At 55.2% G+C, this 14,837-nt stretch carries 14 protein-coding genes; 5 read left to right on the top strand and 9 right to left on the bottom strand.

The window, feature by feature from the left end; translation table 11 throughout:
• Nucleotides 1-362 precede the first annotated feature (362 nt).
• Both AAZT04_RS10280 and zwf read right to left on the bottom strand, forming a co-directional pair.
• A complete protein-coding gene (locus AAZT04_RS10280; protein ID WP_020827251.1) occupies nt 363-1,004 on the bottom strand; it encodes a bifunctional 4-hydroxy-2-oxoglutarate aldolase/2-dehydro-3-deoxy-phosphogluconate aldolase in 642 nt (213 codons plus the stop codon).
• Nucleotides 1,005-1,158: 154 nt separating this feature from the next.
• Nucleotides 1,159-2,634: a glucose-6-phosphate dehydrogenase gene (gene zwf, locus AAZT04_RS10275; protein ID WP_020827252.1), complete on the bottom strand. Its 1,476-nt coding sequence runs from the start codon at nt 2,632-2,634 to the stop codon at nt 1,159-1,161.
• Between the two features lie 417 nt (nt 2,635-3,051).
• Here zwf and AAZT04_RS10270 point away from each other — a divergent pair, with 417 nt between their 5' ends.
• From AAZT04_RS10270 to AAZT04_RS10260, 3 genes are all read left to right on the top strand, one after another.
• Complete coding sequence (locus tag AAZT04_RS10270) at nt 3,052-3,924, top strand: MurR/RpiR family transcriptional regulator (protein ID WP_020827253.1); 873 nt, start codon at nt 3,052-3,054, stop codon at nt 3,922-3,924.
• A 188-nt stretch (nt 3,925-4,112) separates the two neighbouring features.
• Nucleotides 4,113-5,555: a pyruvate kinase gene (gene pyk, locus AAZT04_RS10265; protein ID WP_020827254.1), complete on the top strand. Its 1,443-nt coding sequence runs from the start codon at nt 4,113-4,115 to the stop codon at nt 5,553-5,555.
• Between the two features lie 107 nt (nt 5,556-5,662).
• A complete protein-coding gene (locus AAZT04_RS10260) occupies nt 5,663-6,547 on the top strand; it encodes a leucine-rich repeat domain-containing protein (protein WP_115058657.1) in 885 nt (294 codons plus the stop codon).
• A 67-nt stretch (nt 6,548-6,614) separates the two neighbouring features.
• Here AAZT04_RS10260 and lpxM read toward each other — a convergent pair whose 3' ends face one another.
• The 3 genes from lpxM to znuA form a co-directional block, all read right to left on the bottom strand.
• Nucleotides 6,615-7,583 (bottom strand): lauroyl-Kdo(2)-lipid IV(A) myristoyltransferase, encoded by a 969-nt coding sequence (lpxM, locus tag AAZT04_RS10255; RefSeq protein ID WP_020827256.1) that lies wholly within the window; start codon nt 7,581-7,583, stop codon nt 6,615-6,617.
• Nucleotides 7,584-7,732: 149 nt separating this feature from the next.
• Entirely contained in the window at nt 7,733-9,055 is a 1,323-nt protein-coding gene (gene mepM / locus AAZT04_RS10250; RefSeq protein WP_041414635.1) for a murein DD-endopeptidase MepM, read from the bottom strand.
• A gap of 21 nt (nt 9,056-9,076) precedes the next feature.
• Nucleotides 9,077-10,042, bottom strand: coding sequence for a zinc ABC transporter substrate-binding protein ZnuA (gene znuA, locus AAZT04_RS10245; RefSeq protein WP_046373347.1), 966 nt, complete (start codon nt 10,040-10,042; stop codon nt 9,077-9,079).
• 78 nt (nt 10,043-10,120) lie between these two features.
• Here znuA and znuC point away from each other — a divergent pair, with 78 nt between their 5' ends.
• Together znuC and znuB are read left to right on the top strand one after the other, a co-directional pair.
• A complete protein-coding gene (znuC, locus tag AAZT04_RS10240; protein ID WP_020827259.1) occupies nt 10,121-10,879 on the top strand; it encodes a zinc ABC transporter ATP-binding protein ZnuC in 759 nt (252 codons plus the stop codon).
• Nucleotides 10,876-11,661 (top strand): zinc ABC transporter permease subunit ZnuB, encoded by a 786-nt coding sequence (gene znuB / locus AAZT04_RS10235; protein ID WP_116690314.1) that lies wholly within the window; start codon nt 10,876-10,878, stop codon nt 11,659-11,661. Before znuC ends, znuB begins: the two co-directional genes overlap by 4 nt.
• A gap of 69 nt (nt 11,662-11,730) precedes the next feature.
• Here znuB and ruvB read toward each other — a convergent pair whose 3' ends face one another.
• The 4 genes from ruvB to AAZT04_RS10215 all read right to left on the bottom strand — a co-directional run bounded on the left by ruvB (nt 11,731) and on the right by AAZT04_RS10215 (nt 14,818).
• A complete protein-coding gene (gene ruvB / locus AAZT04_RS10230) occupies nt 11,731-12,735 on the bottom strand; it encodes a Holliday junction branch migration DNA helicase RuvB (RefSeq protein WP_334647257.1) in 1,005 nt (334 codons plus the stop codon).
• Nucleotides 12,736-12,755: 20 nt separating this feature from the next.
• Nucleotides 12,756-13,370, bottom strand: a complete 615-nt coding sequence (gene ruvA / locus AAZT04_RS10225) for a Holliday junction branch migration protein RuvA (protein WP_020827262.1) — start codon at nt 13,368-13,370, stop codon at nt 12,756-12,758.
• Nucleotides 13,371-13,478: 108 nt separating this feature from the next.
• On the bottom strand, nt 13,479-14,000 hold the full coding sequence (gene ruvC / locus AAZT04_RS10220) for a crossover junction endodeoxyribonuclease RuvC (RefSeq protein ID WP_020827263.1): 522 nt from the start codon (nt 13,998-14,000) through the stop codon (nt 13,479-13,481).
• Nucleotides 14,001-14,074: 74 nt separating this feature from the next.
• Complete coding sequence (locus AAZT04_RS10215; protein ID WP_020827264.1) at nt 14,075-14,818, bottom strand: YebC/PmpR family DNA-binding transcriptional regulator; 744 nt, start codon at nt 14,816-14,818, stop codon at nt 14,075-14,077.
• Between the last annotated feature and the right edge of the window lie 19 nt (nt 14,819-14,837).

Raw genomic sequence — 14,837 nt, 5'->3', positions numbered from 1 at the left:
TAGCTCGCTGCACCAGTGATGCTCACTGGCAAGGATGGCAGACAGGAAAAGCTGGCAAGTAGAGGTTCTGAGGGTAATTCCATTAGTTGTCATCATAATTATTCTCTATTCTCAGCCGCACATTATCTTGTTACACGGAGTGCGATTTGCCCAATATCCTCATCAAGTAAAATTTTCAACTGCGATAGTTGTACCATAGCCAAAAAAAGAAAGCAAACCGCCGTTTTCACAAAAACGAATAAAAAAAAGTTTAAAAATAAGAAAGTTAAGTAATTTAAAAATAAAAAAAGGCTCAACAAGTCGTTGAGCCTTCGCTTAGCGTGGTGCGGGCAAATAATCGTCAAACCCAGACGCGGCGCGGGTTAGACCGCAGCGCCGCTGACCGCGGTACGTGCCAGTTCGGTGATGCGAGCGTAGTCGCCCTTTTCCAACGCATCGGCCGGAACCAACCAGGAACCGCCGATACACAACACGCTTTTCAGCGCCAGGTAATCACGGTAGTTGTTTGGCGTGATGCCCCCGGTCGGGCAGAAACGCACCTGCGGGAATGGACCGCCGATCGCTTGCAACGCCTTCACGCCACCGTTGGCTTCCGCCGGGAAGAATTTGAACTCACGCAGCCCGTGATCCATACCCAGCATCAGCTCTGAAACAGTGCTAATACCCGGAATCAATGGAATCGTGCCTGCGGTTGCGGCCTTCAGCAGCGCGTCCGTCAGGCCGGGGCTGATAGCGAATTGCGCACCGGCCTCGGTCACTGCCTGCAACTGCTGCGGGTTGATCACCGTACCGGCACCGATAATTGCCTCCGGCACCTCTGCCGCGATAGCGCGGATTGCCTCCATGGCGCAGTCGGTGCGCAATGTGACTTCCAGCACGCGCACACCACCGGCTACCAGCGCCCTGGCCAGCGGCACCGCATGTTCCAGCTTGTTGATCACTATCACCGGAACCACCGGGCCTGCGGTCAGGATCTGTTCTGCGCTGGTTTTCCAGTTTTTCATCGTTACTTCTCCATTACTTACGGGTTATCAATGGCACGCCCCTGCCACAGGGCCCCACGCATTAAAGCGCAGGCGTCCGGCCGTACCCCAAGTGATGTTGCGCCCCGGTACTGCGGGCAAAAAAATGCCGGCAGATAAGCTGCCGGCAGGGTGATTACTCGAACTCGTTCCAGGAACGGCCGTCGCGGGTGATCATCGCCACTGAAGCGACCGGACCCCAGGTGCCGGATTGGTACGGCTTAGGTGCCTCGTTATCCGCTTTCCACGCGTCCATAATGGAGTCAACCCACTTCCAGGCTTCTTCCACTTCGTCGCGGCGCACGAACAGCGCCTGGATGCCACGCATGGTTTCCAGCAACAGACGCTCATAGGCGTCAGCCACATGCTCCTGGTTGAAGGTTTCGGAGAAACTCAGATCCAGCTTGGTGGTTTGCAGACGGTGCTTGTGATCCAGACCCGGCACCTTGTTCAACACCTGAATTTCGATGCCTTCATCCGGCTGCAGACGAATGGTCAGTTTGTTCTGCGGCAACTGCTGGTAAGAATCGCTGAACAGGTTCAATGGCGGGTTCTTGAAGTAGACCACCACTTCGGAACATTTGGTCGGCAGACGCTTACCGGTACGCAGGTAGAATGGCACGCCGGCCCACTGCCAGTTGTCGATATCAACGCGGATTGAGACGAAGGTTTCAGTATTGCTGCTTTTATTCGCCCCTTCTTCTTCCAGATAACCCGGCACCTTTTTGCCCTGCACGAAGCCGGCGGTATACTGACCACGCACCGTGGTTTCACGTACATTGGTCTGATCGATGCGGCGCAGTGAACGCAGTACCTTCACTTTCTCGTCGCGAATACGGTCAGTCGTCAGGTCCGCCGGTGGCGACATGGCAATCATGGTCAGGATTTGCAACAGGTGGTTCTGGATCATGTCGCGCATCTGACCGGCCTGGTCAAAGTAGCCCCAGCGCCCTTCAATACCCACCTCTTCCGCTACGGTGATCTGTACGGAGTCGATGGTGCGGTTATCCCAGTTGGAGGCGAACAACGAGTTGGCGAAGCGCAGCGCCAGCAGGTTCAGTACCGTCTCTTTGCCGAGATAATGGTCGATACGATAAACCTGGCTCTCGTTGAAATATTCCGCGACCTGATCGTTGATCACGCGTGAAGAAGCCAGATCGGTGCCCAGCGGTTTTTCCATTACCACGCGCGCCGGCTCGTGGTTCAACTTGGCTTCGCCCAACCCTTTGCAAATCGCGCCAAAGGTGCTTGGCGGCATGGCAAAGTAGTTAATGGTGGTGCGATGTTTCTGGTCCAGCATTTTACCCAATTTGGTAAAATTCTTGCTGTCGTTCACATCCAGGTTGCAGAAATCCAGGCGCGCACTCAGCGTCGCCCAGAGCTCGTCATCCAGTTTTTCTTTCATAAAGGTGCCAAGCGCTTCCTTGACCACCTTGATATAGGCTTCTTTATCCCACTCGGCACGGCCGACGCCGATGATGCGGGTATCCGGATGGATATGACCGGCTTTCTCTAACTGGTACAGGGAAGGCAACAGCTTACGACGCGCCAAATCGCCTTTCGCGCCGAAAATAACCAGGTCACACGCCTGGGCTGTAGAGGTTACCGCCATGTTCATCTCCTCGTTGCAGGATATTTGTAATTTTCTTACATTACTAATGTACTCTCTTTGACTACGGCCAGTAAACCCGGATCAAAAGTAGAAAAAAAGCCCCAGAAAATGCAGTGTTAAGTGCTACCGACTCTAAACGTAGATGCCCGAGCCAAAAACTGTAATTTTCTGTCTTTTTTGATGCTCTTTTACCATTATGAAAGTTAGACACAGGTCATGTTCTGATGAAAAAAGCCTGCATACCCTCTGTCGACACTGCCAACGGTTACCAGCACGTAGTATATTTCCATTAAACCGGCATTGATTTCTCCTTTGATTGAAATCGACATACCCTATGGATTTCAAGTTATAGCAACTGCCATCACCCCGCTGTAGCTTGAAATGCGACGGGTATAAACCATGAGTGACCCTCGTTATATGAATACGCTGGAAAAAATCCAGAGTCATCTGGAGCTGCTGAGCAAATCTGAACGGAAAGTCGCTGAGGTGATCCTGGCCTCCCCGCAGACCGCCATCCACTCCAGTATCGCGACGCTGGCCAGAATGGCAGACGTCAGCGAACCCACCGTCAACCGTTTTTGTCGCCGCCTCGATACCAAAGGCTTCCCCGATTTCAAACTGCATCTTGCCCAAAGCCTGGCCAATGGCACTCCGTACGTAAACCGTAACGTGGAGGAAGATGACAGCGTCGATGCCTATACCGGTAAAATATTCGAATCGGTGATGGCCAGTCTGGATACAGTAAAGGCAAATTTGGATATTGCCGCAATCAATCGTGCGGTTGATCTACTTACCCAGGCCAAAAAAATCTCTTTCTTCGGTTTGGGGGCCTCTGCGGCGGTCGCTCACGACGCGATGAACAAATTTTTTCGCTTTAATATCCCGGTGGTCTACTTCGACGATATCGTCATGCAACGTATGGGCTGCATGAATTCCAGCGAAGGGGACGTAGTGGTGTTAATCTCCCACACCGGTCGTACCAAAAACCTGGTGGAAATGGCGCAACTGGCGCGTGAAAACGACGCCACGGTTATCGCCATCACCTCACGCGATACCCCTCTGGCGCACGAGGCAACCCTGGCGTTGTTGCTTGATGTTCCCGAAGATACCGACGTTTATATGCCGATGGTGTCACGAATTGCGCAATTAACGCTCATAGACGTGCTCGCCACCGGATTTACCTTGCGCAGAGGGGCCAAATTCAGAGATAACTTGAAGCGGGTCAAGGAAGCGTTGAAAGAATCGCGCTTTGATAAGGGTGTCGTTATCCCCAACAATTTCGACTCGTAACCGATGTGAAAAAACCTGTCGTTCAAGATCATCTGGACGGCGGCATTAGAGGCAGTACCCTGTTAAAACGCTCATGCGGGTAACCCAGGTGAAACATCAGTGTAGTAAAATTACATTTCACTCCAGGTTTCGTTATCCGACGTTATCGCAACACCAATAATTTGCTTCACCAGTCAACGGAGTAATACATGTCCAGACGGCTCAGAAGAACCAAAATTGTTACCACCCTGGGTCCGGCTACTGACCGCGACAATAATCTGGAAAAGATCATTGCCGCAGGCGCAAACGTAGTTCGGCTAAACTTTTCCCACGGCACGGCAGAAGATCATCAGGCTCGCGCCGACAAAGTGCGCGAAATCGCTGCCAAGTTGGGACGTCACGTCGCTATTCTGGGTGACCTGCAAGGGCCGAAAATTCGTGTTTCCACCTTTAAGGAAGGCAAAATCTTCCTTAACATCGGTGATAAATTCCTGCTCGATGCCAACATGGCCAAGGGCGAAGGCGATAAAGAAAAGGTCGGTATCGACTATAAAGGCCTGCCTGCCGACGTGGTGCCGGGCGACGTACTGCTGCTGGACGACGGCCGCGTACAGTTGAAAGTGCTCGAAGTTCAGGGCATGAAAGTCTTTACCGAAGTGACCGTTGGCGGCCCGCTGTCCAATAACAAAGGCATTAACAAACTGGGTGGCGGCCTGTCCGCAGAAGCCCTTACCGAGAAAGACAAAGCCGATATCGTCACCGCAGCAAAAATCGGCGTCGATTATCTGGCGGTTTCCTTCCCGCGCACCGGCGAAGATCTGAACTATGCCCGCCGTCTGGCGCGCGATGCTGGCTGTCACGCCAAGATCGTTTCCAAGGTTGAACGTGCCGAAGCCGTCTGCAGCGACGAAGCCATGGATGACATCATTCTGGCCTCCGACGTAGTGATGGTTGCCCGTGGCGATCTGGGCGTCGAAATCGGCGACCCTGAGCTGGTCGGCATTCAGAAAAAGCTGATCCGCCGTGCTCGCACCCTGAACCGTGCCGTGATCACCGCGACCCAGATGATGGAGTCGATGATCACCAACCCGATGCCGACCCGCGCCGAAGTAATGGACGTGGCGAACGCCGTGCTGGACGGCACCGACGCCGTGATGCTGTCTGCCGAAACCGCCGCGGGTCAATACCCGGCCGAAACCGTAGCCGCAATGGCGCGCGTTTGCCTGGGCGCAGAGAAGATCCCAAGCATCAATGTCTCCAAGCACCGCCTGGACGTACAGTTCGACAACATTGAAGAGGCTATCGCCATGTCTTCAATGTACGCAGCCAACCACCTGAAAGGTGTTACCGCGCTGATTGCCATGACCGAATCAGGCCGTACCGCACTGATGATGTCACGCATCAGCTCCGGCCTGCCTATCTTCGCCATGTCGCGCCATGAACACACGCTGAACCTGACCGCACTCTATCGCGGCGTGACCCCGGTGTACTTCGACAGCCATAACGACGGTGTTATCGCCGCCAATGACGCGGTTAACCGCCTGCGTGATAAAGGCTTCCTGGTCTCGGGTGACCTGGTGATCGTCACCCAGGGTGACGTGATGGAAACCGTTGGCACCACCAACACCAGCCGTATTCTGCGCGTCGAGTAATCTATCCTGCCGCCGGCCGTTAACGCGGCCGGCATTTTTTCCCGCACCGCCCTTTCCTCCTGTTAAACTCGTCGCCTGTCGCCACCATGGCAAACGGAGAGGCTTCGATGCTTCATCAACACCCACAGCAAAACCGCACGGCACAAAGTCTGGATCTGGACGGTCAGGGGCTGGAAAATCTGGACGATACCTGTCTACAAGGCAACTCACTGCTAAAAATCAGTCTGTATAACAATCGGCTTCGGCAATTCCCACGGCAGATTTTGCAGCATGCCGATCTGCAGGTGTTGAACATCTCTTGCAACCAACTCAGCGAACTGCCAACTGAAATAGGCCTGTTGAAACAGCTGGCCATGCTCGATTGCGGCCATAACCAGGCCAACCAGATACCGGCTGGGATCGGTGATCTGCGTGAACTGACTTATTTATACCTCAGCGATAACGCCTTTCGGGATCTGCCCCTCGAACTGGGGCGGTTACATAAACTGCGGTATTTGAATGCGACAGATAACCAACTGAGCGAATTGCCTACGGCAATCGTGCAACTCGGCGCGCTGCAGGAACTGCGGCTTTACAATAACCAGATTGCCTCGTTGCCTGAGACGTTCGGCCAGTTGACCGCCCTGCGGGAACTGCACCTGATGAATAATCGTCTGGTTGCACTACCAGAGCAAATAGCCCAGCTCTCTGCGCTGAGGGTGCTGGATGTGGAAAATAACGCTATCAGCCAGCTGCCAACCACTTTGGGTCGGCTGGCCAACCTGACTCACCTCAACCTCAGAACCAACCGCCTGCAACAGCTACCGACGTCTTTTGGTCAGCTTAAGGCACTGACCACGTTGGATCTGCGCGCTAACTGCCTAAGCGCCCTGCCTGACAGCCTGGCCGAGTTAACCCAGTTACAGCGGTTGGATCTGCGCTGGAACAACTTTACCGAAATGCCTGCCGTGCTGGAGCCGCTGATTGCCCAAGGTTGTCTGGTGCATATTTGAACCGTCAGAAACAGCAAGGGCCAGTCACCCGCAGATGACTGACCCTTGCCTGACGCCAAAACTGAGCTTAGCGGTATAAATCGTCGCGTGAATAGGGTTCGATTTCCCCTTCTTTACGCGTTTTAAGCAGTTTTAGGATCCAGGTGTACTGTTCCGGGTTGGGACCTACCAGATTCTCCACTTCTTCATTCATCCGGCGGGCAATGGTGCGATCGTCGGCCGTCGCCAGGTCGTCCATCGGCGGTCGTATATGGATATCCAGCATGCTGGTTTTACCGTCGTACACCGGGAACAGCGGCACAATGGCCGCACGACAGACCTTCATCAGACGCCCGACCGCAGGCAACGTCGCTTTATAGGTCGCAAAGAAGTCCACGAATTCGCTGTGTTCTGCTCCGTGATCCTGGTCCGGCAGATAATAGCCCCAATACCCCTGACGCACAGAACTGATAAACGGCTTGATGCCGTCATTGCGCGCGTGCATGCGACCGCCGAACTTGCGACGTACGGTGTTCCACAGATAATCGACCAGTGGGTTGCTTTGGTTATGGAACATCGCCGCCATCGGCTGACCACGAGCTGCCATCAGCATCGCCGGAACATCCACCGCCCACCCGTGTGGTACCAGGAAAATCACGTTACGCCCTTCTTCACGGATTTTATCCAGCACCTCTTCACCGTGCCAGCGAACGCGCTTCAACACTTTCTCAGGTTGGGTACAGGCCAGCTCCGCCATCAAGATCATCGATTGCGGTGCGGTGGCGAACATCTCGTCGATGATATGTTCACGCTCGTTTTCGGGCAGCTCAGGCAGGCAGTACAACAGGTTGATGCGCGCACGACGTCGAGCGCCTTTTGCCACCTTGCCGGCCAATTTGCCCACGGCGCCGAGCACAGGATCGCGCAGACGCGCAGGCACCAGTGAAATACCGGCCATTAACCCGGTTCCCAGCCAAACGCCCCAGTAGCGCGGATGGTAAAAGGCTTTCTGAAATTGCGGAATGAACTCTAGGTTCGATTTTTTCTCGTTTTGCATGCACAAGCTCTTAACATAGCGGTTCGGCTAATCATAATTGCAAAGGGTGATTTTGCAATTCACAACGGCGAAGCACCAATATAAAACAACATCGGCCCGTAATCAGGCCGATGGAATCACTGGCGCGGTAACGCGCCGGGGCAAAGGGATCAATCCAGCTGCAGCTGAGGCACCACTTCTTTCACCTGCGCCAGATAATCGCTGCGATCTTTACCGCTTAGCCCTTCTGAACGCGGCAGTTTCGCCGTCAGCGGGTTGACCGCCTGCTGGTTGGTCCACATTTCGAAGTGCAGATGCGGGCCGGTTGAGCGCCCGGTGTTACCGGATAGCGCGATGCGATCACCCCGTTTCACCTTCTGGCCTGGCTTAACCAACAGCTTTTTCAGGTGCATATAACGCGTGGTGTACTGGCGACCATGGCGGATGGCCACGTAGTTGCCCGCGGCACCGCTGCGTTTGGCGATCAACACTTCACCGTCGCCCACTGCCAGCACCGGAGTACCGACCGGCATCGCGAAGTCGACGCCTTTGTGCGGCGCAATGCGCCCGGTGACCGGATTCACACGGCGTGGGTTGAAGTTTGAAGAGATGCGGAACTGCTTCATGGTTGGGAAACGCATAAAGCCGCGCGCCAGGCCCGAGCCCTGACGATCGTAGAATTTACCGTCTTCGGCACGGATGGCGTAATAGTCTTTGCCGCCGGTGCGCATACGCACACCCAGCAGCTGACTTTGTGCGCTCTTACCGTCAAAGTGTTCGCGGGACATCAATACCGAGAACTGATCCCCTTTGCGCAGTTTGCGGAAATCCAACTGCCACTGCAGCGCTTTGATCACCGCATTGATTTCAGCACGGCTCAGACCGGCATCGCCGGCGCTGCTGACGAAACTGCCGTTCAGCCGGCCGCTGATCACATTGTTGCGCCATTCGCCCTGCTGCGACTCCTGGGTTTCTTTGAAGTTGTTACCTACGCGGTCATAGGTGCGGGTTTCACGCCGGGAAACTTCCCAGGTCAAACGCTGCAGATCGCCGGCATCGTTCACCGTCCATGACAGCTGCTGGCCAATTTTCAGATTACGCAGATCGCGGTTTTGCGATGCCAACAGCGTGACATCCGACATATCTATGCCGTATTGGGTCAGAATGCTGCCCAGCGTATCACCGGTAGAAACAACATATTCATGCACGCCATCCTCGCCGGCGACCTTCTGGTCCAGCTCATCCTGTGGGATGTCATCATCGGGGGTGGCTTGGTCGAGATCGATCGGTTCGCTGGCTTCTGGCAGCAAGGATCGTAACTGGCTGGATTCTAACTCAATGCTTTTAACGATGGGGTTATGTTCTGGGTGATAAACAAAAGGCCGCCAGACGGCAACGGCCAATGTAACCACTGTCAGCGACCCCAGCATGACGCGGTGGGGCCGTGGCAGATTGTTATACGCCAGAGCGATAGTTCGGACTATCTGCTGCACTCGATTTTATCCTCATAATCTTTACTTCAGGCAGCTCACGTACTGGTTTGACAGCTGAGTCAGGAAGTTCCCGTAGCTGTCTTTCCCCAGTGCGATGCCGGTGCCCAGCGGGTCCAGCGTTCCAGAACGCACTTTGGTCCCTTTGGCAACGGCATTGATTACGGCCGGCCTGAATTGTGGCTCAGCAAAAACGCAGACTGCTTTCTGCTCAACCAACTGTGTTCGAATTTGGTGTAAGCGCTGTGCTCCAGGTTGGATTTCGGGATTCACGGTGAAATGGCCCAGCGGGCTCAAACCGAAATGTTTCTCAAAATAGCCGTAAGCATCATGAAAAACAAAATATCCTTTGCCTTGCACAGGCTTGAGCATGTTACCAACATTTTTGTCAGTTTGCGTCAGTAGATTCTCGAACTGGCGCAGGTTTGCGTCTAATTTGTCCTTATTCTGTGGCATAAGTTCCAATAACCTGTCGTGAATCGCGATCGCGGTCACTTTTGCCACTTCCGGAGACAGCCAAACGTGCATGTTATATTCGCCATGATGGTGCCCATCGCCCTCATCGTGATCGGCATGATTATGCGCATCCGTTGCATGATCATGGTCGTGTTCATGCTCATGATCGTCGTCTTCGCCCTTCATCAACAGCGGTTTTACTCCGCTCAGTTCGCTGATGGCCAATTGACGATTAGCCGACACCGGCGTTAGGGATTTGGTCAGAAAAGCTTCCATATCAGGGCCTACCCACACCACCAGATCGGCGGCACGCAGGCGTTGGATATCGGAAGGTCGCAAGGCGAAATCGTGCGGCGAGGCGCCATCCGGCAGCAGCACCTCGGTCGGCGTTACGCCATCGGCGATAGCGGAGGCGATAAAGCCCAGTGGGCGAATGGATGTCACTACCGCCGCAGAGGCGCTGCTCAGCGGTCCGGCCATCATCAGTGCGCTAGCCAGCAACGTGCGCTGCAGCCATTTATTTTTATGTGCCATTATCAGTAATCCCGTCGTTTTCATCAGCGAGGCGTGATATTATAACATTCGGTTAGTTCTGCAAAATGTAATCATGAGATGTCCACACTGACAACGCTAAAAAATATCTCCGTCTCCTTTGGTAACCGTAAGGTGCTGTCGAATATTTCGCTCAGCCTTCAACCGGGCCGTATTCTGACGCTGCTCGGCCCAAACGGCGCGGGCAAATCCACGCTGGTGCGCGTGGTACTCGGGCTGGTTGCGCCAACGGAAGGTACGCTGGAACGCGAACCGGGCCTGCGTATCGGTTATGTGCCGCAAAAACTGCACCTCGACGCCACCCTGCCACTCACCGTAAGCCGCTTTATGCGCTTGAAACCCGGCGTCAAGAAAGCCGATATTCTGCCCGCGCTGAAACGCGTGCACGCAGCGCACCTGCTCGATCAGCCGATGCAGAAACTCTCAGGCGGCGAGAATCAGCGCGTACTGCTCGCGCGGGCGCTGCTTAACAAACCGCAACTGCTGGTGCTGGATGAGCCAACGCAAGGGGTTGATGTCAACGGCCAACTGGCGCTGTACGATCTTATCGACCAACTGCGCAAAGAACTGGGTTGCGCGGTTCTGATGGTCTCCCATGACCTGCATCTGGTCATGGCGAAAACCGATGAAGTGCTGTGCCTCAACCAACACATCTGCTGTTCCGGCGCACCGGAAGTGGTCTCGATGCATCCTGAATTCATCGCCATGTTCGGCAACCGCGGTGCGGAACAATTGGCGGTCTATCGTCACCACCATAATCACCGTCACGACCTGCAAGGACGAATTGTGTTGAAGAAAACCGGGGGCCGTGAGGCATGATCGAACTGTTATTACCCGGCTGGCTGGCCGGGGTATTGTTGGCCGCCGCCGCCGGTCCATTAGGCTCCTTTGTGGTCTGGCGCCGGATGTCCTATTTCGGCGATACCCTGGCACACGCCTCTTTGCTGGGTGTGGCCTTCGGGCTGCTGCTGGACGTGAATCCTTTCTATGCGGTGATTGCCGTGACGCTGGTGCTGGCGCTGGTGCTGGTGTGGCTGGAGCGTCGTCCGCAACTTTCCGTTGACACCCTGCTCGGTATTATGGCGCACAGTGCGCTGTCGCTGGGGTTGGTGGTGGTGGCGCTGATGTCCAACGTGCGGGTCGATCTGATGGCCTATCTGTTTGGCGACCTGCTGTCGGTCACCTTCACCGATATCTGGATGATTGCCATTGGGGTCAGCGTCGTGCTGTTGATCCTGTGGTGGCAGTGGCGCAACCTGCTGTCGATGACCGTCAGCCCAGAGCTGGCACATGTTGACGGGGTCAATCTGGTCCGTGCTCGTACCGTACTGATGCTGGTTACCGCCCTGACCATTGGTCTGGCGATGAAATTCGTCGGCGCGCTGATCATCACCTCACTGCTGATCATTCCGGCCGCTACCGCACGGCGCTTCGCCCAAACCCCCGAGCAAATGGCCGCCTACGCGGTGCTGGTGGGTGTGCTGGCAGTGACCGGTGGATTGGCCTTCTCGGCATTTTACGATACCCCAGCCGGCCCATCGGTGGTACTGAGTGCGGCGGTGCTGTTCGTCCTGAGCTTGTCCAGGAAGCAGCAAGCCTGACCTCTCTCTCTCAGATAGCAAAAGGGCCGCAATTAGCGGCCCTTTTTAATGCGGATTACGGCGTAATATTTACTCATCGCGCACCATGCCAAAGTGCTTATAGGCATGATTGGTGGCCATGCGCCCGCGCGGCGTGCGCTGGATGAAACCTTGCTGGATCAGAAACGGCTCGATCACGTCCTCGATAGTTTCCCTTTCCTCGCCGATCGCTGCCGCCAGGTTATCCAGGCCCACAGGGCCTCCGGTGAACTTGTCGATTATCGCCAGCAACAGTTTGCGGTCCATGTAATCGAAGCCTTCGGCGTCAACGTTCAACATATCCAGCGCCTGCATCGCCACCTCGCCATTGATCACGCCATTGGCGCGGACTTCGGCAAAATCGCGTACCCGACGCAGCAAACGGTTGGCGATACGCGGTGTACCGCGCGCACGGCGAGCCACTTCATGTGCGCCCTCGTCCGACAGATCCAGCCCCAGACAGTTAGCGCTGCGTGAAACGATGTGCTGCAGATCGGCAACCTGATAAAACTCCAGACGCTGCACAATGCCGAAGCGATCGCGCAGTGGCGAAGTCAGGGAACCAGCGCGGGTAGTTGCCCCCACCAGCGTGAACGGCGGCAAATCGAGTTTGATCGAGCGTGCGGCCGGGCCTTCACCGATCATGATATCCAGTTGATAATCTTCCATCGCCGGATACAGCACTTCTTCCACTACCGGAGACAGACGGTGGATTTCATCGATAAAAAGAACGTCGTGCGGTTCCAGGTTGGTCAGCATCGCCGCCAGATCGCCCGCCTTTTCCAGCACCGGCCCGGAGGTGGTGCGCAGGTTAACGCCCATTTCATTGGCAACGATGTTGGCCAGCGTGGTTTTCCCCAAACCTGGCGGGCCGAAGATCAGCAAATGGTCCAGAGCGTCGCCACGCTGCTTGGCCGCCTGAATAAAGATTTCCATCTGCTCGCGGACATGCGGCTGACCGACATACTCCGTCAGCAGCTTCGGCCGGATGGCGCGATCAAGAATTTCTTCTTCATTGATCGGCTCGGCAGAAATCAGGCGATCGGCTTCAATCATTCTCTACCCCTTATCGGCGCTTACAGCGCGGCACGCAGCGCGTCGCGGATCAGGGTTTCGCAATCTGCACCCGGCTTGGCGATTTTACTGACCATGCGACTGGCCTCCTGCGGTTTGTAGCCCAGCGCCACCAGCGCAGAGGCCGCTTCGGCTTCCGCATCCAGTTCGGCCGCTTTCGCCGCTGTGGCTGGAAGCGTGATTTCACTGCTGCTGTTGAACAGATCGCCATTAAGCCCTTTGAAGCGGTCTTTCATTTCGACCACCAGGCGCTCTGCGGTTTTCTTGCCTACGCCCGGCAATTTTATCAGCGACGTGATCTCTTCACGCTCAACCGCGCTGACAAACTGCTGCGCTGACATGCCGGACAGAATGGCCAGCGCCAGCTTAGGGCCAACGCCGTTCACTTTAATCAGTTCGCGAAACAGCGCGCGCTCTTGTTTATCGTTGAAGCCATACAGCAGTTGGGCATCTTCGCGCACCACAAATTGGGTAAACACGATAGCCTCTTGCCCCAGCTCGGGCAGTTCATAAAAGCAGGTCATCGGCATATGCACTTCATAGCCCACGCCGTTTGCCTCCAGTAATACCAGTGGCGGTTGCTTTTCCAGAATATAACCTCTGAGACGACCTATCATTTACCCTCCTGCTGAATTCCTGAGCATGACCTTCTGCCATGCCGTGCTGCTAAAGCTTATAACATAAAAAAGGCTGGATGAATATCCAGCCTCGGAACTGATTAAGCGTTACTTTAAACGTCCACGTGCCAGGTTCAATCGCCCTTCGCTCATCCGCAGCACGTTTTGGCTGAGGTGACAGTGGGTAATGGCGATCGCCAGCGCATCGGCAGCATCGGCCTGGGGATTGGCCGACAGCTTAAGCAGCGAGCGCACCATATGCTGCACCTGTGCTTTTTCGGCCGCGCCGGTACCGACCACCGTTTGTTTCACCTGACGTGCCGCATACTCAAACACTTCCAAATTCTGGTTCACGGCAGCAACAATAGCCACGCCGCGCGCCTGCCCAAGCTTGAGCGCCGAATCCGGATTTTTCGCCATAAACACCTGTTCAATAGCGAAAAAGTCTGGTTTAAATTGGGTAATGATTTCACTGACGCCCGCGTAAATCAGCTTTAAGCGCGTCGGCATGTCATCCACTACGGTACGAATACAGCCGCTGGCAATATAGCTCAACTGGCGGCCCTGCTGACGAATCAGGCCGTAACCGGTGACGCGCGATCCGGGATCGATACCGAGTATGATCGTCATCCCTACACCCACCTTGCGTTAAGCATTAACTTCGCCAGGCGCTGCCACAAGACAGCGCCGTACTTCAAACCCCATTACAGCGTCGCAGCAACCTCGTCGGAGATCTCACCGTTGTGGTAAACCTCCTGCACGTCGTCGCAGTCTTCCAGCATGTCGATCAGGCGCAGCAGCTTAGGCGCGGTTTCTTCATCCATATCGGCTTTGGTCGATGGGATCATGGAAACTTCTGCCGACTCGGCGGTGAAACCGGCAGCGGTCAGCGCGTCTTTCACTTCACCCAGGTTTTCCCAGGCGGTGAAGACGTCGATAACGCCATCGTCGTAGCTGACGATATCTTCAGCGCCGGCTTCCAGCGCAGCTTCCATCACCACGTCTTCATCCAGGCCCGCTGCGTAAGTGATCACGCCCTTCTTGGTGAACAGGTAAGCCACGGAGCCGTCGGTGCCGAGGTTACCGCCACACTTGGTGAAGGCATGACGCACTTCCGCCACGGTACGGTTACGGTTGTCACTCAGGCACTCGATCATGACGGCAGTGCCGCCCGGACCGTAGCCTTCATAAATGATGGTTTCCATATTGGTATCATCATCACCGCCTACCCCACGCGCGATGGCACGGTTCAGGGTGTCGCGCGTCATGTTGTTGGACAGCGCCTTGTCGATCGCCGCACGCAGACGCGGGTTAGCCCCCGGATCGCCACCGCCCAGTTTCGCGGCGGTCACCAGCTCGCGAATAATTTTGGTGAAAATTTTACCGCGCTTGGAATCCTGCGCTGCTTTACGGTGCTTTGTGTTGGCCCACTTACTATGACCTGCCATAAAAAATCTCCGAAAAAAA

The sequence above is a fragment of the Serratia sp. Je.1.23.a genome (genome assembly GCF_051129805.1).
GTDB lineage: Bacteria > Pseudomonadota > Gammaproteobacteria > Enterobacterales > Enterobacteriaceae > Serratia > Serratia liquefaciens.
This window is presented reverse-complemented; position numbering and strand designations above follow the sequence as displayed.